Annotated in this window: 21 protein-coding genes and 1 other RNA gene; 15 read left to right on the top strand and 7 right to left on the bottom strand. The window is 64.0% G+C overall.

Features of this window, described 5'->3' with window-relative positions:
- Positions 1 to 69: 69 nt before the first annotated feature.
- Positions 70 to 747 (bottom strand): cytochrome c family protein, encoded by a 678-nt coding sequence (locus tag EOC83_RS04155; protein ID WP_013527938.1) that lies wholly within the window; start codon positions 745 to 747, stop codon positions 70 to 72.
- 192 nt (positions 748 to 939) lie between these two features.
- Between EOC83_RS04155 and EOC83_RS04160 the strand changes: the two genes are divergently transcribed.
- Positions 940 to 1,668: a 3-deoxy-manno-octulosonate cytidylyltransferase gene (locus tag EOC83_RS04160; protein ID WP_063169977.1), complete on the top strand. Its 729-nt coding sequence runs from the start codon at positions 940 to 942 to the stop codon at positions 1,666 to 1,668.
- 9 nt (positions 1,669 to 1,677) lie between these two features.
- Positions 1,678 to 2,541 carry a prephenate dehydratase gene (locus EOC83_RS04165; RefSeq protein ID WP_013527936.1) on the top strand — a complete coding sequence of 288 codons (864 nt, stop codon included), beginning with the start codon at positions 1,678 to 1,680 and terminating at the stop codon, positions 2,539 to 2,541.
- On the opposite strand, the gene EOC83_RS04170 is transcribed toward EOC83_RS04165, so the two are convergent.
- Genes EOC83_RS04170 through EOC83_RS04180 form a run of 3 tightly spaced genes read right to left on the bottom strand, consistent with a single transcriptional unit; the run spans position 2,538 to position 4,286 of the window.
- Positions 2,538 to 2,843: a Dabb family protein gene (locus EOC83_RS04170; protein ID WP_027161785.1), complete on the bottom strand. Its 306-nt coding sequence runs from the start codon at positions 2,841 to 2,843 to the stop codon at positions 2,538 to 2,540. The genes EOC83_RS04165 and EOC83_RS04170 overlap by 4 nt on opposite strands.
- A gap of 37 nt (positions 2,844 to 2,880) precedes the next feature.
- On the bottom strand, positions 2,881 to 3,825 hold the full coding sequence (nudC, locus tag EOC83_RS04175) for an NAD(+) diphosphatase (RefSeq protein WP_013527934.1): 945 nt from the start codon (positions 3,823 to 3,825) through the stop codon (positions 2,881 to 2,883).
- 41 nt (positions 3,826 to 3,866) lie between these two features.
- Positions 3,867 to 4,286 (bottom strand): HIT family protein, encoded by a 420-nt coding sequence (locus tag EOC83_RS04180; protein ID WP_013527933.1) that lies wholly within the window; start codon positions 4,284 to 4,286, stop codon positions 3,867 to 3,869.
- A 172-nt stretch (positions 4,287 to 4,458) separates the two neighbouring features.
- Between EOC83_RS04180 and ffs the strand changes: the two genes are divergently transcribed.
- The 13 genes from ffs (at position 4,459) to EOC83_RS04245 (ending at position 16,412) form a co-directional block, all read left to right on the top strand.
- Positions 4,459 to 4,555: signal recognition particle sRNA small type (gene ffs, locus EOC83_RS04185), an RNA gene on the top strand.
- A gap of 105 nt (positions 4,556 to 4,660) precedes the next feature.
- Positions 4,661 to 6,472, top strand: coding sequence for a DNA polymerase III subunit gamma/tau (locus tag EOC83_RS04190; RefSeq protein ID WP_063169978.1), 1,812 nt, complete (start codon positions 4,661 to 4,663; stop codon positions 6,470 to 6,472).
- A gap of 30 nt (positions 6,473 to 6,502) precedes the next feature.
- Entirely contained in the window at positions 6,503 to 6,826 is a 324-nt protein-coding gene (locus EOC83_RS04195) for a YbaB/EbfC family nucleoid-associated protein (RefSeq protein ID WP_013527931.1), read from the top strand.
- Between the two features lie 14 nt (positions 6,827 to 6,840).
- Positions 6,841 to 7,248 (top strand): hypothetical protein, encoded by a 408-nt coding sequence (locus EOC83_RS04200; RefSeq protein WP_013527930.1) that lies wholly within the window; start codon positions 6,841 to 6,843, stop codon positions 7,246 to 7,248.
- Between the two features lie 230 nt (positions 7,249 to 7,478).
- Positions 7,479 to 8,405 carry a cell wall hydrolase gene (locus tag EOC83_RS04205; protein ID WP_013527929.1) on the top strand — a complete coding sequence of 309 codons (927 nt, stop codon included), beginning with the start codon at positions 7,479 to 7,481 and terminating at the stop codon, positions 8,403 to 8,405.
- 191 nt (positions 8,406 to 8,596) lie between these two features.
- Positions 8,597 to 9,202 carry a recombination mediator RecR gene (gene recR / locus EOC83_RS04210; protein ID WP_013527928.1) on the top strand — a complete coding sequence of 202 codons (606 nt, stop codon included), beginning with the start codon at positions 8,597 to 8,599 and terminating at the stop codon, positions 9,200 to 9,202.
- A 26-nt stretch (positions 9,203 to 9,228) separates the two neighbouring features.
- Positions 9,229 to 10,542 (top strand): lytic murein transglycosylase, encoded by a 1,314-nt coding sequence (locus EOC83_RS04215; protein WP_063169979.1) that lies wholly within the window; start codon positions 9,229 to 9,231, stop codon positions 10,540 to 10,542.
- A gap of 261 nt (positions 10,543 to 10,803) precedes the next feature.
- Positions 10,804 to 12,447 carry an ABC transporter substrate-binding protein gene (locus EOC83_RS04220; RefSeq protein WP_027161780.1) on the top strand — a complete coding sequence of 548 codons (1,644 nt, stop codon included), beginning with the start codon at positions 10,804 to 10,806 and terminating at the stop codon, positions 12,445 to 12,447.
- 18 nt (positions 12,448 to 12,465) lie between these two features.
- Positions 12,466 to 13,533, top strand: a complete 1,068-nt coding sequence (locus EOC83_RS04225; RefSeq protein ID WP_013527925.1) for an ABC transporter permease — start codon at positions 12,466 to 12,468, stop codon at positions 13,531 to 13,533.
- On the top strand, positions 13,530 to 14,450 hold the full coding sequence (nikC, locus tag EOC83_RS04230; RefSeq protein ID WP_013527924.1) for a nickel transporter permease: 921 nt from the start codon (positions 13,530 to 13,532) through the stop codon (positions 14,448 to 14,450). Before EOC83_RS04225 ends, nikC begins: the two co-directional genes overlap by 4 nt.
- 10 nt (positions 14,451 to 14,460) lie before the next feature.
- A complete protein-coding gene (locus EOC83_RS04235) occupies positions 14,461 to 15,306 on the top strand; it encodes an ABC transporter ATP-binding protein (protein WP_063169980.1) in 846 nt (281 codons plus the stop codon).
- Positions 15,303 to 16,052, top strand: a complete 750-nt coding sequence (locus EOC83_RS04240; protein WP_013527922.1) for an ABC transporter ATP-binding protein — start codon at positions 15,303 to 15,305, stop codon at positions 16,050 to 16,052. The genes EOC83_RS04235 and EOC83_RS04240 overlap by 4 nt, the downstream gene beginning before the upstream one ends.
- 45 nt (positions 16,053 to 16,097) lie before the next feature.
- Positions 16,098 to 16,412, top strand: a complete 315-nt coding sequence (locus tag EOC83_RS04245) for a hypothetical protein (RefSeq protein ID WP_063169981.1) — start codon at positions 16,098 to 16,100, stop codon at positions 16,410 to 16,412.
- Positions 16,413 to 16,424: 12 nt separating this feature from the next.
- Here the strand turns inward: EOC83_RS04245 and EOC83_RS04250 are convergent, their stop codons facing one another.
- The 3 genes from EOC83_RS04250 to EOC83_RS04260 are packed head-to-tail and all read right to left on the bottom strand — an operon-like array spanning position 16,425 to position 21,735.
- Positions 16,425 to 19,523: an efflux RND transporter permease subunit gene (locus EOC83_RS04250; protein WP_063169982.1), complete on the bottom strand. Its 3,099-nt coding sequence runs from the start codon at positions 19,521 to 19,523 to the stop codon at positions 16,425 to 16,427.
- Positions 19,520 to 20,599: an efflux RND transporter periplasmic adaptor subunit gene (locus EOC83_RS04255; RefSeq protein ID WP_024503446.1), complete on the bottom strand. Its 1,080-nt coding sequence runs from the start codon at positions 20,597 to 20,599 to the stop codon at positions 19,520 to 19,522. The genes EOC83_RS04250 and EOC83_RS04255 overlap by 4 nt, the downstream gene beginning before the upstream one ends.
- Complete coding sequence (locus EOC83_RS04260) at positions 20,596 to 21,735, bottom strand: efflux RND transporter periplasmic adaptor subunit (protein ID WP_063169983.1); 1,140 nt, start codon at positions 21,733 to 21,735, stop codon at positions 20,596 to 20,598. The genes EOC83_RS04255 and EOC83_RS04260 overlap by 4 nt, the downstream gene beginning before the upstream one ends.
- Positions 21,736 to 21,876: the final 141 nt, after the last annotated feature.

Below are 21,876 nucleotides of genomic sequence, written 5' to 3' on the forward strand. Positions count from 1 at the left end.
ATGCGGTTTTCCCAATAAAAAAGCCGGGCTGAACCCGGCTTTTTCAAGGTCGTCGAGATGATATCGAAATTATTGGGCAGGCGCCGGTGCCGGTGCGGCCGGAGCCGGGGCGGCGGGAGCGGCCGGCGCGGCACCCTCAGCCGGCTTTGCCGGAGCGGCTGCATCGGCAGGCTTGGCGCCTGCATCGGCGGCGGCACCGGGTGCCGGCAGCGGCTTGGGATTGTCGGACAGCGTGCGCAGATAGGCGATGACGTTGGCGCGGTCCTCGTCCTTGGGCAGGCCGGCGAAGCCCATGGCGGTGCCCTTCACGAATTTCTTCGGCGAGGTGATGAAGTGGTTGATGTTGTCGTAGGTCCACTTCTCGGTGCCGCCCTTGGAGAATTCCTTCATGCCGGCCGAATAGGCAAAGCCTTCATGCTCGGCGACCGGACGGTCGACGAGGTCCCACAGGTCCGGGCCGACCTTGTTGGGGCCGCCCTTTTCGCCGGAATGGCAGGCCTGGCACTTCTTGAAGACGGCAGCACCCTGCTCGACATTGGCGGTCGCCAGCAGATCGGCGATCGGCTTGGCCGCGGCGGCGGGCGCGGCCGGACCGCCTTCGGCGGGCTCGGCGGCCTCGATGGCGAAACCAGGCTTTTCCGGCGCCGGCGACGCAAACAGCGCATCGGACACAATGCCGACCGAGAAGACGACGAAAACGGTTCCGAGCAATCCGGCGAGCAGTTTGTTGACTTCGTTGGAATCCATACGCCCCTTGCTCCCTTTTCCGGCGGACAGAACCGTCCACTCCGTCCGTCGGTATCGTGACCGTCCTGCCAGGGCGGTCAAATCGGGCGGAAACTAGGTCTTTTGCTGCGGCGTTGCAACACCTATAAGGGCGCTTCCAGTGAGACCTTTTGCCACTTTCCCTGTCCTCTTTCGAGACGCCTTGCACCCGAAATGTCCACGCTGATCCTGATCCCGGCCCGCATGGCTTCGACCCGCCTGCCGGGCAAGCCGCTGGCCGACATCGCCGGCGCCCCGATGATCGTCCATGTCGCCCGCCGCGCCGCCGAAGCCGGCCTTGGCCGGGTGGTGGTGGCGACCGACACGCAAGGCGTGGCGCAAGCGGTGCGCGCGCACGGTTTCGAGGCCGTGATGACGCGTATGGATCACGAATCCGGCTCCGACCGCATCCACGAGGCGCTGGTCGCTCTCGACCCCGGGCGCAAGGTCGAAACCATCGTCAATGTGCAGGGCGACCTGCCGACCATCGATCCCCGGATCATCGCCGCGTCGCTCAGGCCTTTCGAGGACAGTGCGGTGGACATCGCCACGCTCGGCGTCGAGATCGTCCGCGATGAGGAAAAGACCAATCCCAATGTCGTCAAGATCGTCGGCTCGCCGCTTTCCGGCAGCAGGCTGAGGGCGCTCTATTTCACCCGTGCCACAGCGCCTTGGGGCGAGGGGCCGCTCTACCATCATGTCGGCCTCTACGCCTATCGCCGCGAAGCACTCGAGCGTTTCGTCGCGCTCAAGCCGTCGCCGCTCGAACGGCGCGAGCGGCTGGAACAGTTGCGGGCGCTGGAAGCCGGCATGCGCATCGACGCCGAGATCGTCCAGTCGCTGCCGCTCGGCGTCGACACGCCTGAAGACCTCGAACGCGCCAGAACAATCCTTTCAACCTGAGATATCGGCATGCCTGAAAAGACCAACAGAATATCCTTCCAGGGCGAACCGGGCGCCAATTCCGACACCGCCAGCCGCAACATGTTCCCTTCGATGGAGCCGTTGCCCTGCCCGACCTTCGAGGATGCCTTCAACGCGGTCGAGACCAACAAGGCCGACCTCGCCATGATCCCGATCGAGAACACCATTGCCGGGCGCGTCGCCGATATCCATCATCTCCTGCCGGAATCGAAGCTGCACATCGTCGGCGAATATTTCCTGCCGATCCATTTCCAGCTGATGGTGCTGCCAGGCGTCAAGCGCGACGAGATCAAGACGGTGCACAGCCACATCCATGCGCTTGGCCAGTGCCGCAAATACGTTCGCAAGAACGGTTGGAAGGCGATCGTCGCCGGCGACACGGCCGGCGCCGCCAAAATGGTCTCCGAGGTCAAGGACCGCAGCATGGCGGCGCTGTCGCCGGCCCTGGCCGCGACCCTCTACGGGCTCGATATCATCGAGCAAAACGTCGAGGACACCGACTCAAACGTCACCCGCTTTGTCGTCCTGACCAAGAACAAGCAATGGGCCGAGCGTCCTTCGCCCGACGTCAAGATGATGACGACCTTCATCTTCCGCGTCCGCAACGTGCCGGCCGCGCTCTACAAGGCCATGGGCGGCTTCGCCACCAACGGCATCAACATGACCAAGCTGGAGAGCTACCAGCTGGGCGCTTTCACGGCGACGCTGTTTTACGCCGACATCGAGGGCCACCCCGACGACCCGCTGGTCAAGCTGGCGCTGGACGAGCTTCGTTTCTTCTCGCGCGAAGTGCGCATTCTCGGCGTCTATCCGGCCAGCGAGTCGCGTGAGCAGTGGAAGGTTGCGGACTAGATCACCGCGCCCAGCGGCACATAGTCGATCTCCATGAAGGTCTCGACCTCCGGCACCCAGCGGTCGCGCACGAAGGCGACATGGTCTGGATGGTCGTTGTACCTGGTGTAGGCGGCCTGGTCGGCGAACTCCATCGAGAAGCCGAAACGATAGTCGTTCTTGGGGCTGATCTGCCGCAATTGCTCGAAATGCGTGACGCCCCTGATCGCGGTGAGGATCCTCTTGGCGTCGACCAGGAACCGCTTTTCCTCCAGCGAATGCGGCGGATGCTTCAGCGTGAAAACGACGGTGTGACGGATCATGTCCTGCTCCTGCAATGTCTTTAGGTGTTCGCTGCCATCATTCTGAATCGACCCAGGCGCGGATGAGGTGATGCGCAATGGCGCCTTTCGGCGGCGTGATCAGATTGTCCTGGTGCGTCCTTTCCAGCATCCGGCGCACCTCGTCGCGAAAAAACCAGCGGCAGTCCTCAAGCTCGTTGAGGTCGGCCTGGATATCGTCATTGAGCGGCTCGCCGAAGCAGCCGATCATCAGCGAATAGGGGAACGGCCAGGGCTGGCTGGCGTGGTAGACGACGCGGCCAAGCCGGATGCCGGCCTCCTCCAGCGTCTCGCGGCGCACCGCCGCCTCGATCGTCTCGCCCGGCTCGATGAAGCCGGCGAGGGCCGAATACATGCCCGGCGCGAAATGCCGACCGCGTCCGAGCAGGCACTTCTCCCGCGTCGCCGTCAGCATGATCGCCACCGGGTCGGTGCGCGGAAAATGCTCGGTGCCGCAATTCGGGCAATGCCGCTTGTAGCCGCCGGCCCGCATCTGCGATTCCGTGCCGCATTTGCTGCAGAAGCGATGGCTGGCATGCCAGGCGAGCAAAGCCGCCCCTTGCGCCATCGCGCCGGCCGCCGCCTCGTCGATCAGCCCTTGCATGTAGACCGAGCGGTAGTCGATGGCCTTGACTGTTTCCGGAAGCTGTTCGGGTTCGACGCCGGCGGGCACGGCCAGCACCGGTCCTCGTTCGGAAAAGCCGAGCAGGATGCCTTGCGCCAGGGAAACCTTGAAGGGCTCGCTCTCGGTCGCACCGAACCAGGGATCGAGAGCGCCGCCATCGCCGAGCTTCAGATAGAGCCGGCCGCCATGCATCAGAAGCAGCCGCGTCGCCGGATCGGCCAGCGCTTTGTCGACCGAATCGTCGGCGCGGTTCTCGGACTGCCGGTCGATCGTGTTGCCGGCGAAGCCGACGAACTGGCTCGGCTCGCGCAAAGGCGCGTCAAACAGGCGGAAGCTCATGGGGACTCTGGAATATGTTGAGGGATGGACACGGGGAACGCTTATAGCGCCGCCTTGATCGTTTCGGCAAACCGTCGCAAGTCGGAACGCTGATAGGGCTCTCGCAGGCCATGTCCCCACACAGGACCTGGCCAGCCGGGATCGCCTTCCGAACGCGCGATGACATGGATGTGCAACTGGCGCACGATGTTGCCGAGCGCGCCGGTGTTGATCTTGGTGCAGCCGGTCGCTTTCTTCAGCGCCTGCGCCACCATATTGGTCTCGAAGGTCAGCATCGCCTGGTCGAGCGGCGTCATGTCGTGGATTTCCTCCGCGCCGGGGCGCTGCGGCACCAGCAGCAACCAGGGCCAGCGGCGGTCGTTCATCACCCGCAGCTCGCACAGCCCAAGCCACATCAACTGCTCGCTGTCCGCCTCCAGCCGTGCGTCCAGCGTGAATCCGGCCTTCAGGCCCGGCAGCATCGGCGTTTCCCTTGCTTTTCTTGTTTTCCTCAAACGCAGGAACGCTAGAGCGGCGGCAGGGGGGCTGCAAGCGAATCATTGCGCCCCTCACGCTTTGGTGCGCCAATTCCATATTTTTGCGATTTCTGCGGCGCACTTGCATTTCGTCGCGCAATTGCCGATATGGAAAGCGGGAGGTTGGTGGTGGACGATCCACTCGCCAACCGGGTCAGGTCCGGAAGGAAGCAGCCCTAACGAGCCCGGAACGGGTCATTGTTCCAGCCTCCCACCTCATCGGCCCCTCTCGCGACATTGACGACGCATTGCAGCGCGGGCGAGACTATGCGCAGGAATCGGCCGCCTTCGGGCGCGGCCATTTGGAGCTTTACGGGCGTATGAGCGAAGCCGGAAATTCGGGACCAAAAAGCCTGGAGATAGGCAAGGCCGCCGCCTATCGCGTGCTGGCACGCAAGTACCGTCCTTCGAACTTCTCCGAGCTGGTCGGCCAGGAGCCGATGGTGCGCACCCTCACCAACGCCTTTGCCACCGGCCGTATCGCCCAGGCCTGGATGCTGACCGGCGTGCGCGGCGTCGGCAAGACCACGACGGCGCGCATCCTCGCGCGCGCCCTGAACTATAAAACCGCTGATATCGACCAGCCGTCGGTCGACCTTGCCGTCCTCGGCGAACATTGCCAGGCGATCATGGAAGGCCGCCATGTCGACGTCATCGAGATGGACGCCGCCTCGCACACCGGCATCGACGACATCAGGGATATCATCGAGCGCGTGCGCTACGCGCCGGTCTCGGCCCGCTACAAGGTCTACATCATCGACGAAGTGCACATGCTGTCGACGCAGGCCTTCAACGGCCTTCTGAAGACGCTGGAAGAGCCGCCGCCGCACGTCAAATTCATCTTTGCCACCACCGAGATCCGCAAGGTCCCGATCACCGTCCTGTCGCGCTGCCAGCGCTTCGACCTGAGGCGCATCGACGCCGGCGCGCTGGTCGGGCATCTCGCTTCGATCTCGGCCAAGGAAGGCATTTCGGTCGACGACGATGCGCTGGCGATGATCGCGCGCGCCGCCGAGGGCTCGGCTCGTGATTCGCTCTCCATCCTCGACCAGGCGATCGCCCATGGCGCCGGCTCTGTCGGCGCCGATGCCGTTCGGGCGATGCTGGGGCTTGCCGACCGCGCCCGCATCGTCGACCTGTTCGAACATGTGATGAAAGGCGATATCGCGGCAGCCCTTGGCGAATTCCGTGCGCAATACGATACCGGCGCCGATCCGGCCGCCGTGCTGACCGACCTTGCCGAATTCAACCACCTCGTCACCCGGCTGCGTTTCGTGCCGACGGCCATCGAGGATGCCTCGCTATCCGAGGACGAGCGGCAGCGCGGCGCCGATTTCGCCAGGACGCTGTCGGTCAGGGTGCTGTCGCGGACGTGGCAGATGCTGCTCAAGGGCATTCCAGAGGTGCAGTCCTCCAACCGGCCGGTCAGTGCCGCCGAAATGGTGCTGATCCGGCTGGCGCATGCCGCCGACCTGCCGACGCTGGACGAGGCGTTGAGATCGCTTGAAGGCGCCGCGCCGGCGCAGAATGGCGCGCTGCGCCCAAATGGGGCGCCTGCAGGGGGAGGCAACGGCGCCAGCGCGGTGGCGCAGACGCGCATGCCGTCTGGCCCGGGCGGCGCGCAGACCATGCGGCTGGTCGAAGCCTCGCCTGCGCCCGTTCCCTACGTCGCTCCGCCGGAGCCGGTCACGGAGGCGCAATCGGCGCCGCTGAAATCGCTGGCCGACATCATTGCCCTGGCAGACGCGCAGCGCGACATCGCCTTCAAGGTGCTGGTCAAAAGCTGCATCCGGTTTGTACGCATCGAGCCCGGCCGCATCGACGTTGGCCTGACCAGCGATGCGCCCAAGATGCTGCTCAACGACCTGACGACGAAATTGCGCGCCTGGACCGGTCGCAGCTGGCTTGTCTCGCTGTCGAAGGAAGAGGGCGGCCAGACGCTCGCCGAAATGGAATCGGCCAAACGCGAGACGGCTTTTCTCGATGCCAAGAGCGACCCGACAGTGGCCGCCATCCTGGCGCGCTTTCCCGGTGCCAAGATCATCGACGTGCGCATTCCGGACGCGCCGGAAGCCGAAACGGCAGAGGCCGAAGTGCCGGTCGAGCCGCCGGCTGACGACGATGAACCCTGATCCAGCCACGAATCCGCAAAGGACCCGACCATGAAAGATCTTCTCGGCCTGATGGGCAAGGCGAAGGAAATGCAGGCCAAGTTCCAGGCCATGCAGGACGAGATCGCCACGCTGGAAGCGTCCGGCCAGGCCGGCGGCGGCCTGGTCAATGTGACGCTGACCGGAAAATTCGAGATGAAGTCGTTGAAGATCGATCCGTCTCTGTTCAAGGAAGACGATGTCGAGATCCTGGAAGACCTGGTGCTGGCCGCTCACAACGACGCCAAGACCAAGGTCGAGCAGATCATGCAGGAAAAGACCAAGGCGCTGACCGCGGGCCTGCCGATCCCGCCGGGAATGAAACTGCCCTTCTAGCCTTCGGTGCGGCCATGGCCGAAGAGCCGTCCGAAAGACTGATCGAGCAGCGTATCCGCAACAGGATCTACGAGATCCTGGAAATCCTGGCCGATTGTGACGACGGCGTCGATCTCGTCGGCATCAAGGGTTATTTCTATCTGTTCGAGGATTTCCTCCATCGCCCATCGATCGAAGCCGGCACATCCGCGCTTTCGAAGGACGAGCGCGCGATCGTGCTGGAGATCGCCGAATTCCTCGAGGCGGCAAGCGAGACAAATCCGGACTTCACCAAGGCTGAGTTCATAGACAGCGACTGGCCGGGAAAGATCGCGCCGACGGCCAGGGAGGCGCGGACGCTGTTCCTCCGGCGCGGCCTGTTTTCGGAGAAGGTCGAGGAGCTTGAGCCTGGCCAGCCGGCCGCGATAGCGGCCGGGCGGTAGATCGCTTCAGGAAAAATCGCGTGGTGCTTTCCCTTGGGGCAATTGCGGCGAAACAAAGAGAGAGCGGTCATCGCTTTTGTGAAATGACGGCTCGATCTATCTGGAAAGCCACGAAATTGTGCCAATTTGGCAACAGTACGTTGTTAATAACGTTTTGGCCATCATTTTGCCCGAAAGTGTCTCATTCTTGCCGCAGCCTGGGGGCGGGCACGAAGTGAGAGGGTTACCTGTTGATTTCCACGCGATGGAAGACGCCGCTGTTGCTCGGCGCCGTCATTTCACCCCTGTTTTTGGCTGCCTGCAGCCAGACCACTTCACACGGCATGTCCGTCGCCAGCCTGACCGACGCCATCACGCCAGGTTTCCTGAGTTCAGGGGCCTACAGCCACACGCCGAAGGACAAGGAATGCCTGGAACGGGCGATGTTCTTCGAGTCCAACCGCTCGAGCCGCGACGGCATGATCGCGGTCGGCACGGTGGTGATGAACCGGCTGCGCTCCGGCAATCATGGCAGCACCATCTGCCAAGTGGTGGGCGAGCCCGGGCAGTTCGCGCCTGGTGTCATGACAAGGCCGATGAATTCACGCGCAATGCCCGATGTCGAGGAAGCCGCCGACGCGGTGCTGAAGGGCGAGCGCAAGTCCAAGCTCAAGAACACCATGTTCTTCCACACAGCCGGCCTCCGCTTCCCCTACAAGAACATGCACTACACCATGGTTGCCGGCGGCAATGCCTTCTACGAGAAGCGCGGCCGCAACTGGCAGCCGCTGCCGGATGAGCCGCAGGTCGCTATTGCCTCGGCGGCGCCCGACAAGTCAGCCGCGCCGGTGACGATGGTCGCGTCCGCCGAGCCGGTGCGTCCAGCCAGGACGGCAACCGTTCGATCCGCTCCCGCCCAGCAGACCTATGTGACCGCCGCCGCCGCGCCGGCCGCGAAATCCGCGCGTGTCTCGCAAGAGCCGACGGTGGTGGCGATGCAGGAGCCGATGGAAGAGCCGGATGCCGCGCGTTTTGGCGGAAGCTTGAACACAAGGGTCATCTCGTCGGTTCAAGACGCGCCGCAAGAGGCGTCGATGGGGTTCCAGTCGACGCCTGAGAACACAGACGCCATTGGCGCGATGATTGTCAGCCAGGGCCGGCCGCTCGAGACCAACTGATCTGCGCCCCGCGGTCCGCCAAGGCCCAATATGGCGGTCATGCGGATGCAGATGTTCCAAAGCGCTCTGAAAAATCCTGGAGCGGTTCACCGTTTCGCGGAAACGGTGAACCGCTCCAGCTTTTCGTTTTGACGCAATTCCGGACGGAAAACCGCTTCGCACTTTTCCTGGAATTGCTCTAGATCAGAGCGATGTCGAAGCGAATCGCCGGTCCCGAGATCGAACGTCTGATCCAGCTCCTGGCCAAGGTGCCGGGGCTGGGACCCCGTTCGGCCAGGCGTGCCGCCCTTCATCTGATCAAGAAGAAAGAGCAGCTTTTGTCGCCCCTTGCCGCCGCCATGGCCGAGGCGGCCGACAAGGTGCGCATCTGCTCGACCTGCGGCAATGTCGATACATCGGACCCTTGCATGATCTGCACCGATCCGCGCCGTGATGCCGGCACCATCATCGTCGTCGAGGACGTCTCCGACCTGTGGGCGCTGGAGCGCGCGGCGGCGATGAATGTGCGCTACCACGTGCTCGGCGGCACGCTGTCGCCGCTCGACGGCATCGGCCCCGAGCAGCTCAACATGCGCTCGCTGGTTGATCGCGTCGCCGGCGGCGAGGTCAAGGAGATCATCCTCGCCGTCAATGCGACGGTCGAGGGCCAGACGACCGCGCATTACCTCACCGACCAGTTGTCCGGCTTCGACATCAAGGTGACGCGCCTTGCGCATGGCGTGCCGGTCGGCGGCGAACTCGACTATCTCGACGAGGGCACGCTGGCCGCGGCGCTGCGTTCGCGGACGGCGTTTTGACAAAGTTGCGGCAGAGGATGCGGAGCATGATTTTTGCGTGTCCACCAAGGCTGGTGCCAAGCACCCCCCTCGGCAGGACAGAGGGGGGTGCGAAGGAACGCAAACCTCTCAGATTGGCTCTGTTTTCCTTTTTTGCAGTTCTTCTCTCGGTCTTTTCCACCCCCGCCTCCGCCGCAAAGATCGACGACCAGTTCCGCGCCTGGCTGCAGAACGACCTCTGGCCGCAGGCCAAGGCGAAAGGCATTTCCAAAACCACCTTTGATGCCGCCTTCGACGGCATCAAGCCCAATCTGAAGCTGCCGGACCTGGTCAAGCCGGGCGAGAAGGCGGCCACGCCCCAGAAGCAGCACCAGGCCGAATTCGGCTCACCCGGCGCCTATTTCGCCGAGAAGACGGTTCGCGCGGTGACGGCGGGCGCGCGCGCGCGCGAAGCCGCCAATGCCAGGACACTTGCGGCCATCGAAAAGCGCTATGGCGTGCCGGGCGAAGTGCTGCTGGCGATCTGGGGCCGCGAGACCGGATTCGGCGCGGCGAAGATGCCTTATGACGCCTTCGAAGTGCTGGGCACCAAGGCATTCATGTCGACCAGGAAGGACTTCTTCCGCACCGAACTGCTTGCCGCACTCGAGATCGTCGAGCGCGGGCTGGCTCCGGTCGGCGCGATGAAATCGTCCTGGGCCGGCGCGCTCGGCCAGCCGCAATTCATGCCGACCTCGTTCCTGAAACATGCCGTCGATTTCGACGGCGACGGCCGCGTCGACATCTGGAACTCGACGCCCGACGTGTTGGCCTCGATCGCCAATTATCTCGTCCACTATGGCTGGGTAAAGGGTCGTGGCTGGGGATTCGAGGTGACGGTGCCGGAAAGCGTTTCCTGTTCGCTGGAAGGCCCGGACCAGGGCAAGAAAATCTCGCAATGGGCTGATATGGGCATCAAGCGCGTCGGCGGCAAACCGTTTCCAGTGAGTGAGCTGAAGGCCGAAGGCTTTCTGCTGATGCCGGCAGGGCGCAGCGGCCCGGCCTTTGTCGCCACGCCCAATTTCTACGTGCTGAAGCAATACAACACCAGCGACCTGTACGCGCTGTTCATCGGCCATGGCGCCGATCGCATCGCCCATGGCGATCAGAACTTCGCCGGCAGCTGGGGCGCGATCGGCGGGCTGCACCGTTCGGACATCGCCGCCCTGCAGCGGGCGCTGGAGGCCAAGGGCTATGATGTCGGCAGCGCCGATGGCCTGCCCGGCTTCAAGACCCGCCGCTCGATCGGCATATGGCAAGCCAAGAACGGCCGCGCCGCCACCTGCTTTCCTGACGCCGATCTGGTCGCAGTGCTGAAATAGCTCCGAAATTAGCAGATTTTTCTCGATCGGCAGCCTCGATTGGCTGGCCTATGCGTCGACACCCCACCGGCCTTTCTGGCCCAATGAGCCGTCGTATAAATGCTCGTTGCCCGCCACGGGGCCGCCGGGTATGGTGTTGACCAACTGGACAAAAACCACGACGGTAAGTGGGCAGAGGGGCCGTCTCCAGGCCCCGAAAAAATTCCGCAACCCTGAGCCGGGAACTCAGGTCAACAAACAACAAAACAGGGAACAATCACAATGATGATGGAAAAGTTTGCTCTACGCTCTCGCTTCCTGCTCGCGGGTGCCGCCATGTCGGCGCTGCTTCTGGCCGGCGCGCCCGCCGGTGCGGTCACGCCCGCCGACACGCTGGTCGAAGGTTTCGCGATCGACGACATCATCTCCATGGATCCGGGCGAGGCGTTCGAGCTGTCGACCGCCGAGGTCACCGGCAACACCTATGATCTGCTTGTCCGTCTCGACCTCAGCGACACCTCCAAGGTCAAGGGCGACCTTGCCGAAAGCTGGACCGTCTCCGATGACGGCCTGACCTACACGTTCAAGCTCAAGCCCGGCCTGAAATTCGCTTCCGGCAATCCGATCACGGCGTCCGATGTCGCCTGGTCGTTCGAGCGCGTCATCAAGCTCGACAAGAGCCCGGCCTTCATCATCGGCCAGTTTGGCATCAGCGGTGACAACGTCACCGAAAAGGCCAAGGCTGTCGACGACGGCACCTTCCAGTTCACCGTCGACAAGGCCTATGCGCCGAGCTTCGTGCTGAACTGCCTGTCGGCAACGGTGGCTTCGGTGGTCGACGCCAAGCTGGTCAAGGAGCATGTCGCTTCGGTCACGCCGAGCGCCGACTACAAATGGGACAATGACTTCGGCAATGCCTGGCTGAAGACCGGCTATGCCGGCTCCGGCGTCTTCAAGCTGCGCGAATGGCGGGCCAACGAAGCCGTCGTTCTCGAGCGCAACGACAATTACTACGGCGAAAAAGCCAAGCTTGCCCGCGTCATTTATCGCAACATGAAGGAAAGCTCGGGCCAGCGCCTGGCGCTCGAGGCTGGCGACATCGACGTTGCCCGCAATCTCGAACCGAACGACCTCGACGCCATCGCCAAGAACGCCGACCTCACCACCACCAGCGCGCCCAAGGGCACGGTCTATTACATCAGCCTCAACCAGAAGAACGCGAACCTCGCCAAGCCGGAGGTGCGCCAGGCGTTCAAGTATCTGGTCGACTATGATGCCTTGAGCTCCACCATCCTCAAGGGCATCGGCGAAATCCATCAGACCTTCCTGCCCAAGGGCGTGCTCGGCGAATTGGATGAGAATCCGTTCAAGCTCGATGTCGCCAAGGCCAAGGAATTGCTGGCCAAGGCCGGTCTGCCCGACGGCTTCAGCGTAACCATGGACGTACGCACCGGCCAGCCGACGACCGGGATGGCGGAATCGATCCAGCAGACGCTCGGACAGGCCGGCATCAAGCTCGAGATCATCCCGGGCGACGGCAAGCAGACGCTCACCAAATACCGCGCCCGCAACCACGACATCTATATCGGCCAATGGGGCCAGGATTATTTCGACCCGAACTCCAACGCCCAGACCTTTGCCTCGAACCCGGACAATTCGGATGGGGCCAAGACCAAGACGCTGGCCTGGCGCAACGCCTGGGACATTCCGGACCTGACCAAGCAGACGGAAGCGGCACTGCTCGAGAAGGATGCCGGCAAGCGCGCCGACATGTACAAGGATCTCGAGAAGAAAATCCTCGACACCAGCCCCTTCGTCGTCATCCACCAGCAGCTGGAAGTGGCCGGCCTGCGCAAGAACCTCAAGGGCTTTGCGCTCGGCCCGAGCTTCGACACCAACTTCGTCGGACCGGTGTCCAAGGAATAGTGCTCGCGGACACGCCGCATGAGCGCGGTTGAAAAAGAAGTGGCGGCGGGGCGCGGCAGCGCCCGCGCCGTCGCTGTTGCATCATCGCTTGGCCGTTTCCTGGTCATTGCGATCACGACCTATCTTGGTCTGCTCGCGGTCACCTTCTTCATCGGCCGCGTCATTCCAATCGACCCGGTGCTGGCGGTGCTCGGCGACCGGGCGCCGGCCAATGTGGTTGAGCGCACGCGCCGCGAGATGGGCCTCGATTTGCCGTTGATCGAGCAGTTCTACATCTATGTGAAGAATGCGCTGAACGGCAATTTCGGCGTCTCCGTGCTGACCACCAATCCGGTCATGACCGACATTCGCCGGGCGCTTCCGGCCACGACGGAACTGGCGACCCTCGGAACGCTGATCGGCGCGTTGTTCGGCGTGCCGCTCGGTGTGCTGGCCGCGGTCAGGCGCGGCAGCCTCATCGACCAGATCGTGCGCGTCATCGGCCTGATCGGTTATTCCGTGCCGATCTTCTGGCTGGGGCTGCTTGGGCTGGTGCTGTTTTACGCCAAGCTGCAATGGGTTGCCTTCCCGGCGAGGCTCGACGTCGTCTACGAATACACCTTTACGCCGATCACCGGCTTCTATCTCCTCGACTCTGCGATGCAGGGGCAGTGGGACGTTTTTTACGACGCCTTCCGCCACATCATCCTGCCGGCCTCGCTGCTCGGCTATTTCTCGCTCGCCTATATCAGCCGCATGACGCGCTCGTTCATGCTCAACGAATTGTCGCAGGAATATATCGTCGCGGCGCGCGCCAAGGGCCTGTCGGAAACCCGCATCATCTGGGGCCACGCGCTGCGCAACGCAGCGGTGCCGATGGTGACGGTGATCGCGCTGTCCTATGCCGGACTGCTGGAAGGTTCGGTGCTGACCGAGACCGTCTTCTCATGGCCGGGCATCGGCCTTTACATCACCAATTCGCTGCAGAACGCCGACATGAATGCGGTGCTCGGTGGCACCATCGTCATCGGCTCGGTGTTCATCGCCATCAACCTTCTCTCCGACCTGCTGTATCGGGTGCTCGATCCGAGGACGAAGTCCGCATGAGCGTCGACACCATCCAGAGCCGTCGCGACTGGCTGCTCAGCGAGCGGCCGGCCTCGCGCATGCAGGCAAGGCTCGGCCGCGCCTATGTGGCGTGGCGGCGCTTTTCCGCCAACCGGTTGGCGTTTCTGGGCCTGCTCATCATCATTGCCCTGCTGGTCGTTGCCGCCCTTGCAGGCGTGCTGGCACCTTATTCGCCAACGTTCGGCGACCTGAAGAACGCGCGCCTGCTGGCGCCGAGCGCCGAGCACTGGTTCGGCACCGACGATCTCGGCCGCGATATCCTGTCGCGCATCCTCTACGGCTCGCGCTGGACGCTTTACGTGGTCATCCTGGTCGCCATCATCGCCGCACCCATCGGCCTTCTGGTCGGCACGGTGGCCGGCTATGCCGGCGGCTGGACCGATGCCATCCTGATGCGCATCACCGACATCTTCCTCGCCTTTCCCAAGCTGATCCTGGCGCTGGCCTTCGTCGCAGCACTTGGCCCCGGCATCGAGAATGCGGTGCTGGCCATCGCCATCACCTCATGGCCGCCCTACGCCCGCATCGCGCGGGCAGAGACGCTGACGGTGCGCAATTCCGACTACATCAAGGCGGTGCAACTGATGGGCGCCTCGCCCTTCCGCATCGTGCTGCGCCATATCATGCCGCTTTGCATTTCGTCCCTGATCGTCAGGGTGACGCTCGACATGGCCGGCATCATCCTGACCGCCGCCGGGCTCGGTTTCCTCGGCCTCGGCGCGCAGCCGCCGCTGCCCGAATGGGGCACGATGATCGCGTCCGGCCGCCGCTTCGTGCTCGACCAGTGGTGGGTGGCCGGTGCGCCGGGCTTCGCCATCCTCATCGTCAGCCTCGGCTTCAACCTGCTTGGCGACGGCCTGCGCGACGCGCTCGATCCGCGGAGTGGCGACCAATGAGCGGCGACCAATGAGCGGAGAAACGAAAACGCTTCTCAACGTAGACGACCTGCGCGTCACCTTCCCGACCCGCACCGGGCTGATCGAGGCGGTGCGCGGCGTTTCCTTTTCGCTCGGCCGCGAACGGCTCGGCATCGTCGGCGAATCCGGCTCGGGAAAATCGCAGACCGGCCGCGCCATCATGGGCCTGACGCCACCGCAGGCGCGGATATCGGCCAACAAGCTCGCCTTCGACGGCATCGATTTGCTCACCGTCTCGCCACGCGAACGCAGGAAGCTGCGCGGCAAGCGCATCGCCATGATCCTGCAGGATCCGAAATATTCGCTCGACCCGGTGATGAGCATCGGTCGCCAGATCGTCGAGACGCTGCGCACCCATGAAAAGGTCGGCAAGGCGGAGGCGCGCGACCGTGCATTGGCCATGCTGGAGGCGGTGCAGATCCGTGATCCCTCTCGCGTCTTCAATTTGCATCCGCATGAAGTTTCGGGCGGCATGGGCCAGCGCGCCATGATCGCCATGATGCTGATCGCCGGTCCGGAAATGATGATCGCCGACGAGCCGACCTCGGCGCTCGACGTCACCGTGCAGCTCGATGTGCTCGGCATCCTCGACCGGCTGGTCAGTGAGCGTGGCATGGGGCTGATCTTCATCTCGCACGATTTGCGCCTGGTCTCGTCCTTCTGCGACCGCGTCATCGTCATGTATGCCGGCAAGGTGGTCGAGCAGCTCAAGGCGTCCGAACTCGGCCAGGCCCAGCATCCCTACACGCGCGGCCTGCTCAATTGCATGCCCAAGATCGGTGCCGACCGCCACCCGCTGCCGGTGCTCGACCGCAAGCCGGAGTGGGCGGCATGACTTCTGCGATTGCCGTCGACAGGCTGGAAGTGATCTTCGACCGTTTTCGCGCACTGAAAGGCGTCAGCCTCGACGTGCAGCCGGGCGAATCCTTCGGCCTGGTCGGCGAATCCGGCTCCGGCAAATCGACGCTGCTGCGGGCCATCGCCGGCCTTGCGCCGGTTGCATCGGGCGGCATCGTCGTCAACGGCAAGACGCTCGGCGCGCGCCGCGACAAGGCCTTCTACCGTGAAGTGCAGATGGTCTTCCAGGATCCGTACGGGTCGCTGCACCCGCGCCAGACCGTCGACCGTCTGCTGCAGGAGCCGCTTGCCATCCATGGCTTTGCCGACGGCGAAAAGCGTATCCAGCGGGCGCTCGACGAAGTCGGCCTCGGCAACGGTTTTCGGTTTCGCTATTCGCACCAGCTCTCCGGCGGCCAGCGCCAGCGCGTGGCGATCGCGCGTGCGCTCATTCTGGAACCGTCGATCCTGCTGCTCGACGAGCCGACCTCGGCGCTCGATGCCTCGGTGCAGGCGGAAGTGCTCAACCTGCTGGAAGAGGTACGCAAGCGCCGCAAGCTGACCTTCCTGATGGTCAGCCACGACCTCGCCATCATCACCCATATGTGCGAGCGGCTGATGGTGATGCAAAGCGGCGAGGCGGTGGAGAATCTGGCGGCGGCAGACCTTGTCGAGCGCCGCGTGACCAAGGACTATACGCGCAATCTGTTGCGGGCCAGCGACGGGTTTGTGAGAACCGCTTGAATTCGTTTTCTCTTTTGCGCCGAACAACCATCTTGGGGAATTCCCATGGAGGAATGGAAGTTTGCGGATCCGCCCAATGTCGCGGTGTTTGTGGATAGGGCAGTCGTTACCCGCGGCGATTGGATTACATACGTCTCACATGACGATGACGACGGCAGTTGGCAATTCCACAACAGCGAAACCGGACCTGTTGACGAAGGCGATATCATGATCGTCAGCTTGCAAAACGTTGTGCAGCGGGACGAAAGCATCCAGGCGTTGGCGGACTTGCCAGAAGGCTGGCACGCTTGGCGCACCTCGAAATCGTCGCCATGGCAACGCGCCAGGTCGCGCCCTGTGCCCTCCAACGACAACGAATGATCAGGCAAAGCCTTAGGCTGAGCCTTGCGCCAGTTCGCCGCTCTCCAGAACGGGTGGCTCTTCCCGGCCCTTCGGCTCCTTGATCCTGAACCACGTCACATAAAGCGCCGGCAGGAACAGCAGCGTGATTGCGGTACCCGCGATGATGCCGCCCATCATCGCATAGGCCATCGGACCCCAGAACACTTCACGCGCGATCGGGATCAGCGCCAGGCTGGCGGCCGCCGCCGTCAGTGCGATCGGCCGCATCCGGTGTTCGGTCGCTTCGATGACCGCCGCCCAGCGGTCCTTGCCCTCTCGAACAAGATCCTCGATCTGCACGATCAGGATGACCGAATTGCGGATCAGGATGCCGATCAGCGCCAGCACGCCCAGGATGGCGACGAAGCCCAGCGGCGCTCCGCTCGGCACCAGGGCCGCCACCACGCCGATCAGGCCGAGCGGCGCCACCGCCACGACCAGGAACAGGCGCTGGAAGCTTTGCAACTGCACCATCAGGATCGTTGCCATGACGAACAGCATCAACGGCACGACGGCGGCGATCGGTCCCTGACTTTTGGCGCTCTCCTCGACCGAGCCGGCGGTGGCGATCGAATAGCCCGGCGGCAGCTTGGCGGTGAAGGCATCGACCGATGGCTTCAGTTCGTTGACGACCGTGGCCGGCAGCACGTCGCCGACCAGCCCGGCGCGCACGGTGATGGTCGGGATGCGATCGCGTCGCCACACCGTCGGTTGCTCCAGATCGTAGCGGAAGTTGGCGACCGCCGCGAGCGGGATCGCCTCGCCGGTGCTGGTCGGCAACTGCATGTTCTGCAACGTCTCGATCGAGCCGCGTTCGGCCCCGCGGGAGCGGGCCACGACATTGATCAGGTAGGTCGCGTCGCGCACCTGCGTGATGGTGGCGCCGCCGACCGTACTGTTCAGCGCGCTGGCGATGTCGGAGGAGGTGATGCCGAGCTGGCGTGCCTTGTCCTGCAGCACGTCGACCCTCAGCACCCGCTGCGGCTCGTTCCAGTCGAAGGTCGGCGCAGCGAGCTTTGGATTGGCGGAGATGACACCGGCGAATTGCTGCGCCAGTTCGCGCACCGTCTGGATGTCGGGACCGCCGACGCGGTATTGCACGGGGCGGCCGACCGGCGGTCCGAGTTCGAGCGGCTTGACGAAGGCGTCGGTGCCGACGAACTCCTCGCGCAGCAGCTTTTCCAGCGCCGGCTTGACCCGGTTGCGGGCCTCGATGCTCTTGGTGACGATGACGGTCTGGCCGAAATAGGGGTTGGCCGGCTGCACGTCATAGGCGAGCACGAAACGCACCGCGCCCTGGCCGATATAGGACGAGAAATGGTCGATGTCGGGATTGCCGACCAGCGCCCGCTGCTCGAACCGCTCCATCTGGTCGCGCGTGTCGGCGATCGAAGAATTCTGCGGCAGGTTCCAGTCGACGATCAGCTCCGGCCGGTCCGATGGCGGGAAGAACTGCTGCTGCACCAGGCCGAAGCCGGCGATCGAGCCGGCAAACAACGACACGGTGGCGATGATGGTCAGCCAGTGATGGCGCACCGAGCCGACAAGCACGCGCCGGAACAGTGAGGTGAAGCGGCCCGGCTGGTCGTGATGCTTGGTTTTCATCGTCGCCGGCAGGATGGTGACGCCGAGCAGTGGCGCAAACAGCACCGCCACGATCCATGACACCAGCAGCGAAACGGCGATGACCACGAACAGGGTGAAGGTATATTCGCCGGCGGCGCTGTTGTTGAGGCCGATCGGGATGAAGCCGGCGACAGTTACCAGCGTACCGGTCAGCATCGGAAAGGCGGTCGACGTGTAGACATAGGTCGCTGCCTTGCGCAGATTGTCGCCGACCTCCAGCCGCGCCACCATCATCTCGACCGCGATCATCGCGTCGTCGACCAGAAGGCCGAGCGCGATGATCAGCGCACCCAGGGAAATACGCTGCAGCGAAATGCCGAGATAGGCCATGACGGTGAAGGTGATGGCCAGCACCAGCGGGATCGACAGCGCCACGACGAAGCCGGCGCGCATGCCGAGACTGATGAACGACACGGCGAGCACGATGGCGACCGCCTCGAACAGCGCACGCGTAAAGCCCGAGACGGCCTCCTCGACGATGACCGGCTGGTCGGCCACCAGATGCACGCCGACGCCGACCGGCAGGTCGGCCAGCACCTTGTCCATCTCCTTGTGCAGGGCCTCGCCGAATTCGAGCAGGTTGGCGTTGGGTTTCATGCCGATGGCGAGCCCGATCGCGTCCTGGCCGTTGAAACGGAACAGTGCCGTCGGCGGATCGACATAGCCGCGTGTGATCGTCGCTACGTCGCTCAGGCGGAAGAAGCGGTCGTTGACGCGCAGATTGATGGCGCGCAGGCTTTCCTCGGAGGTGAACTGCCCGCCGACACGCACGCTGATGCGCTCCGGCCCGGACTGGATGACGCCGGACGGCGTGATCGCGTTCTGCGCCTGCAGGCTGGCGACGATCGCTTGCTGGTTGAGGCCGAGGGCGGCGATCTGGCGGGTTGAGAATTCGAGATAGATCGCTTCGTCCTGGGCGCCGACCAGGTCGACCTTGCCGGCGTTGGGCACGGTCAGGATCTTTGTTCTGGCATCCTCGACATAGTCGCGCAACTGGCGCGGCGTCAGCCCGTCCGATGTGAAGGCGTAGATGTTGCCATAGACGTCGCCGAAGCGGTCGTTGAAGAACGGGCCCTGCACACCCTGCGGAAACTGTGCCCCGATGTCATTGACCATGTTGCGCACCTGAATCCAGTTCGGCACGACATCGCGTGCCTTGGTGGTGTCCTTCAGGTTGACGAAGATGACGGTCTGGCCGGCCGTGGTGACGGACTTGGTGTAGTCGAGGCTGTCGAGTTCCTCGAGTTTCTTCTCGATCCGGTCGGTCACCTGCTGCACGGTTTCCTTGACCGAGGCGCCCGGCCAGTTGGCCTGGATGATCATCGTCTTGATGGTGAAGTTGGGATCTTCTTCACGGCCGAGATTGAGGTAGGAGAACACGCCAGCCACGACGAAGACCAGCATGAAATACCAGACCATGGAGCGGTGGTTGAGCGCCCAGTCGGAGAGATTGAAGCCTTTCATGAGGCCCCTCCCTCGGGCACTGTCACCTTCTGGCCTTCGCTCAGGCTGTGGACGCCCGCCGTGACAACACGCATGCCGGCCTCCAGCCCCTCGGTCACCGTGAAGGTGCCGCCATTCTTCGACGCGACCTTTATGTCGCGTGCGTTCACGCTCGATGTCTGCGGGTCGACGATCCACACTTTCGCGGAACCGTTCTTTTCGAACAGCGCCGACATGGGCAGTTCGATCGTCGGTGCCACCTTGGTCACGCGGGTCGCCGTCACCGTGGAGCCGAGCCGGAAGGCCTGTGGCGGATCCGTGAGCGTCAACCTGACGCGCCGGGTGCGGGTCGAGCCCTCGGATTGCGGTGCGATCTCGCGCAGCTTAGCCCCGGTCTGGATCGTCGGCAGCGACTGCAGGATGACCTGGAAGGGCGTGCCGGCCGCGAGATCACCGGTCAATTGGTCGGGAATGTCGACCACCGCCTCGCGCAGGTCCGAGCGCGCCACGGTGACGACCGTCTGGCCGGGCGAGACCGTCTGGCCAACTTCGGCGCCGACAGCGGTGACGACACCGTCGAAATCAGAGAACAGCCTGGCATAGCCGAGCTGTTCCTGCGATTTGGCAAGCGAGGCCTTGGCCCGCTCGACACCTGCCTCCGCAGCTTTGCGCGCCTGCTGCGCGGCGTCGAAGACAGCTTGCGTGGCGTTGGCCGAGGCGAGTAACTGGCGCTGCCGTTCCTCGCTGGCGGCGGCGTTGGCGAACTGCGCCTCGGCATTGGACAGTTCCGCCTTGGCCGCCTGGAGCGACAACTCCAGCGCGGTCGGATCGAGTGCCGCTATCGTCGTGCCCTTGCTGACGATGTCGCCGACCTGGACGTCGCGCGAGACGACCCGGCCAAGCAGACGGAAGGCCAGATCGGCGCTGACCTGCGGTTCGACGGATCCGGCAAAACCGAAGACTTGCGTGGTGCGCGGCTCGATCACCATCGACAGCACCGGCCGGATGATCTCGGGCGGCTTTTCCTCCGACCTGGAGCAGGATGCCAGCGCGCCGAGCATGAGCACGCCGAGCAGGATGCGCGGCGTCCGGCTCATTGGCCCGCTCCCGATATCTCGATCGTCTGTCCAGGGCTGAGCAGCTGTCCTCCAGCGGTGACGACGCTCTGGCCTTCGTCCAGTCCCCTGGCGATCACGACCGTGCCCGAATTGAACGCCAGCACTTCGACCGGCGCCATCGTCACCGCCTTGGTCGAGGGATCGACGATCCAGACCGCCGGCTTGCCGCCGCTGGACGTCAGCGCCTGCCAGGGCAGCAGGATCGCCTTCGCCGGCTTGGCGCTTACCGAGCCGATGACGGCTGCTCCCAGCGGCATGCCGGCGGGCGTGTCGGGAATGGCGACCTTGACCCGGATCGAGCCCGAAGCCGGGTCGACCGCAGGCGAGATTTCGCGGACCTTGCCCGTTGCCCTGACCTGCGGATCGGACAACAGCGTGATCGTCACCGCAGGCGATGCCGGTGTCTTGGCGATCAGCGTCTCCTGCACGTTGAACACCGCGTCGCGGTCGCCGTCCTCGGCGACGGTGAAGACGGTTTGCGCGGCTTGCACCACTTGGCCGGTTTCGACTTGGCGGGCGGTGATCACGCCGGCGGCACCGGCCTTGAGCTCGGTGAAGGACAGGTTTTGCTGGGCGTTGGAGAAAGCGCTCTGCGCGGCTTCGACGCTGCCTTGTGCCACCTTCAGGGCCTGGTCCGCGGCGTCATAGTCGCGCCTGGTGGTGAAGCCCTGCGCCAGCAGCGTTTTCTGCCGCTCGAAGGCGGCAACGGACTGGGTCAGTTGCGCCTTGGCTGCATCAAGATCGGCCTGCGCCGAGCGCAGGTCGGATTCCTGCTCCTGCGGGTCGATGCGGGCGAGCACCGTGCCTTGATCGACATGCTGGCCGACATCGACAAACCGTTCGGCGACGCGACCGCCGACCCGGAACGACAGATTGTTCAGCGTACGCGCCGCGATCACCCCGGTCAGCGAAGTCCTTGGCGCATAGTCGGCCATCGCCACCGTTTCGGTGCGCACCATGATCTGCAGTTTCTTGTCCGCCGCTTCCTGCTTCTGACAGCCGGCCAGAAGCAGCGCCGCCGTGCAGGCGAAAAGCGCCGGGGCGGCTGGAAAAGACAAAAGACCGGGAGCTTTGACCGATGGCTGCGAGACGGGCGAAGTCACGTTCCTGCTCATGGGCTCTCCCGACCGCGGGCCGCTCGCTGATCGCGGTGCCTCGCGGCCATCCAGAGGATAGTCGATCCCCGGGAAAAGGAAACCGGTCTCGTACGTGTATCGCCCGACTGGCTAAGCGCCGGGATCTGCCCACCGCAGGCC

It is taken from the genome of Mesorhizobium sp. Primo-A (genome assembly GCF_003997175.1).
In the GTDB taxonomy this organism is placed as follows: Bacteria; Pseudomonadota; Alphaproteobacteria; order Rhizobiales; family Rhizobiaceae; genus Mesorhizobium; species Mesorhizobium ciceri.

What these genes read in the sequence shown, in the direction of transcription:
- EOC83_RS04155 (WP_013527938.1), bottom strand. Translation starts at nt 747, where the DNA reads ATGGATTCCAACGAAGTCAACAAACTGCTCGCCGGATTGCTCGGAACC.
- EOC83_RS04160 (WP_063169977.1), top strand. Translation starts at nt 940, where the DNA reads ATGTCCACGCTGATCCTGATCCCGGCCCGCATGGCTTCGACCCGCCTG.
- EOC83_RS04165 (WP_013527936.1), top strand. Translation starts at nt 1,678, where the DNA reads ATGCCTGAAAAGACCAACAGAATATCCTTCCAGGGCGAACCGGGCGCC.
- EOC83_RS04170 (WP_027161785.1), bottom strand. Translation starts at nt 2,843, where the DNA reads ATGATCCGTCACACCGTCGTTTTCACGCTGAAGCATCCGCCGCATTCG.
- nudC (WP_013527934.1), bottom strand. Translation starts at nt 3,825, where the DNA reads ATGAGCTTCCGCCTGTTTGACGCGCCTTTGCGCGAGCCGAGCCAGTTC.
- EOC83_RS04180 (WP_013527933.1), bottom strand. Translation starts at nt 4,286, where the DNA reads ATGCTGCCGGGCCTGAAGGCCGGATTCACGCTGGACGCACGGCTGGAG.
- EOC83_RS04190 (WP_063169978.1), top strand. Translation starts at nt 4,661, where the DNA reads ATGAGCGAAGCCGGAAATTCGGGACCAAAAAGCCTGGAGATAGGCAAG.
- EOC83_RS04195 (WP_013527931.1), top strand. Translation starts at nt 6,503, where the DNA reads ATGAAAGATCTTCTCGGCCTGATGGGCAAGGCGAAGGAAATGCAGGCC.
- EOC83_RS04200 (WP_013527930.1), top strand. Translation starts at nt 6,841, where the DNA reads ATGGCCGAAGAGCCGTCCGAAAGACTGATCGAGCAGCGTATCCGCAAC.
- recR (WP_013527928.1), top strand. Translation starts at nt 8,597, where the DNA reads ATGTCGAAGCGAATCGCCGGTCCCGAGATCGAACGTCTGATCCAGCTC.
- EOC83_RS04215 (WP_063169979.1), top strand. Translation starts at nt 9,229, where the DNA reads ATGATTTTTGCGTGTCCACCAAGGCTGGTGCCAAGCACCCCCCTCGGC.
- EOC83_RS04220 (WP_027161780.1), top strand. Translation starts at nt 10,804, where the DNA reads ATGATGATGGAAAAGTTTGCTCTACGCTCTCGCTTCCTGCTCGCGGGT.
- EOC83_RS04225 (WP_013527925.1), top strand. Translation starts at nt 12,466, where the DNA reads ATGAGCGCGGTTGAAAAAGAAGTGGCGGCGGGGCGCGGCAGCGCCCGC.
- nikC (WP_013527924.1), top strand. Translation starts at nt 13,530, where the DNA reads ATGAGCGTCGACACCATCCAGAGCCGTCGCGACTGGCTGCTCAGCGAG.
- EOC83_RS04235 (WP_063169980.1), top strand. Translation starts at nt 14,461, where the DNA reads ATGAGCGGAGAAACGAAAACGCTTCTCAACGTAGACGACCTGCGCGTC.
- EOC83_RS04240 (WP_013527922.1), top strand. Translation starts at nt 15,303, where the DNA reads ATGACTTCTGCGATTGCCGTCGACAGGCTGGAAGTGATCTTCGACCGT.
- EOC83_RS04245 (WP_063169981.1), top strand. Translation starts at nt 16,098, where the DNA reads ATGGAGGAATGGAAGTTTGCGGATCCGCCCAATGTCGCGGTGTTTGTG.
- EOC83_RS04250 (WP_063169982.1), bottom strand. Translation starts at nt 19,523, where the DNA reads ATGAAAGGCTTCAATCTCTCCGACTGGGCGCTCAACCACCGCTCCATG.
- EOC83_RS04255 (WP_024503446.1), bottom strand. Translation starts at nt 20,599, where the DNA reads ATGAGCCGGACGCCGCGCATCCTGCTCGGCGTGCTCATGCTCGGCGCG.
- EOC83_RS04260 (WP_063169983.1), bottom strand. Translation starts at nt 21,735, where the DNA reads ATGAGCAGGAACGTGACTTCGCCCGTCTCGCAGCCATCGGTCAAAGCT.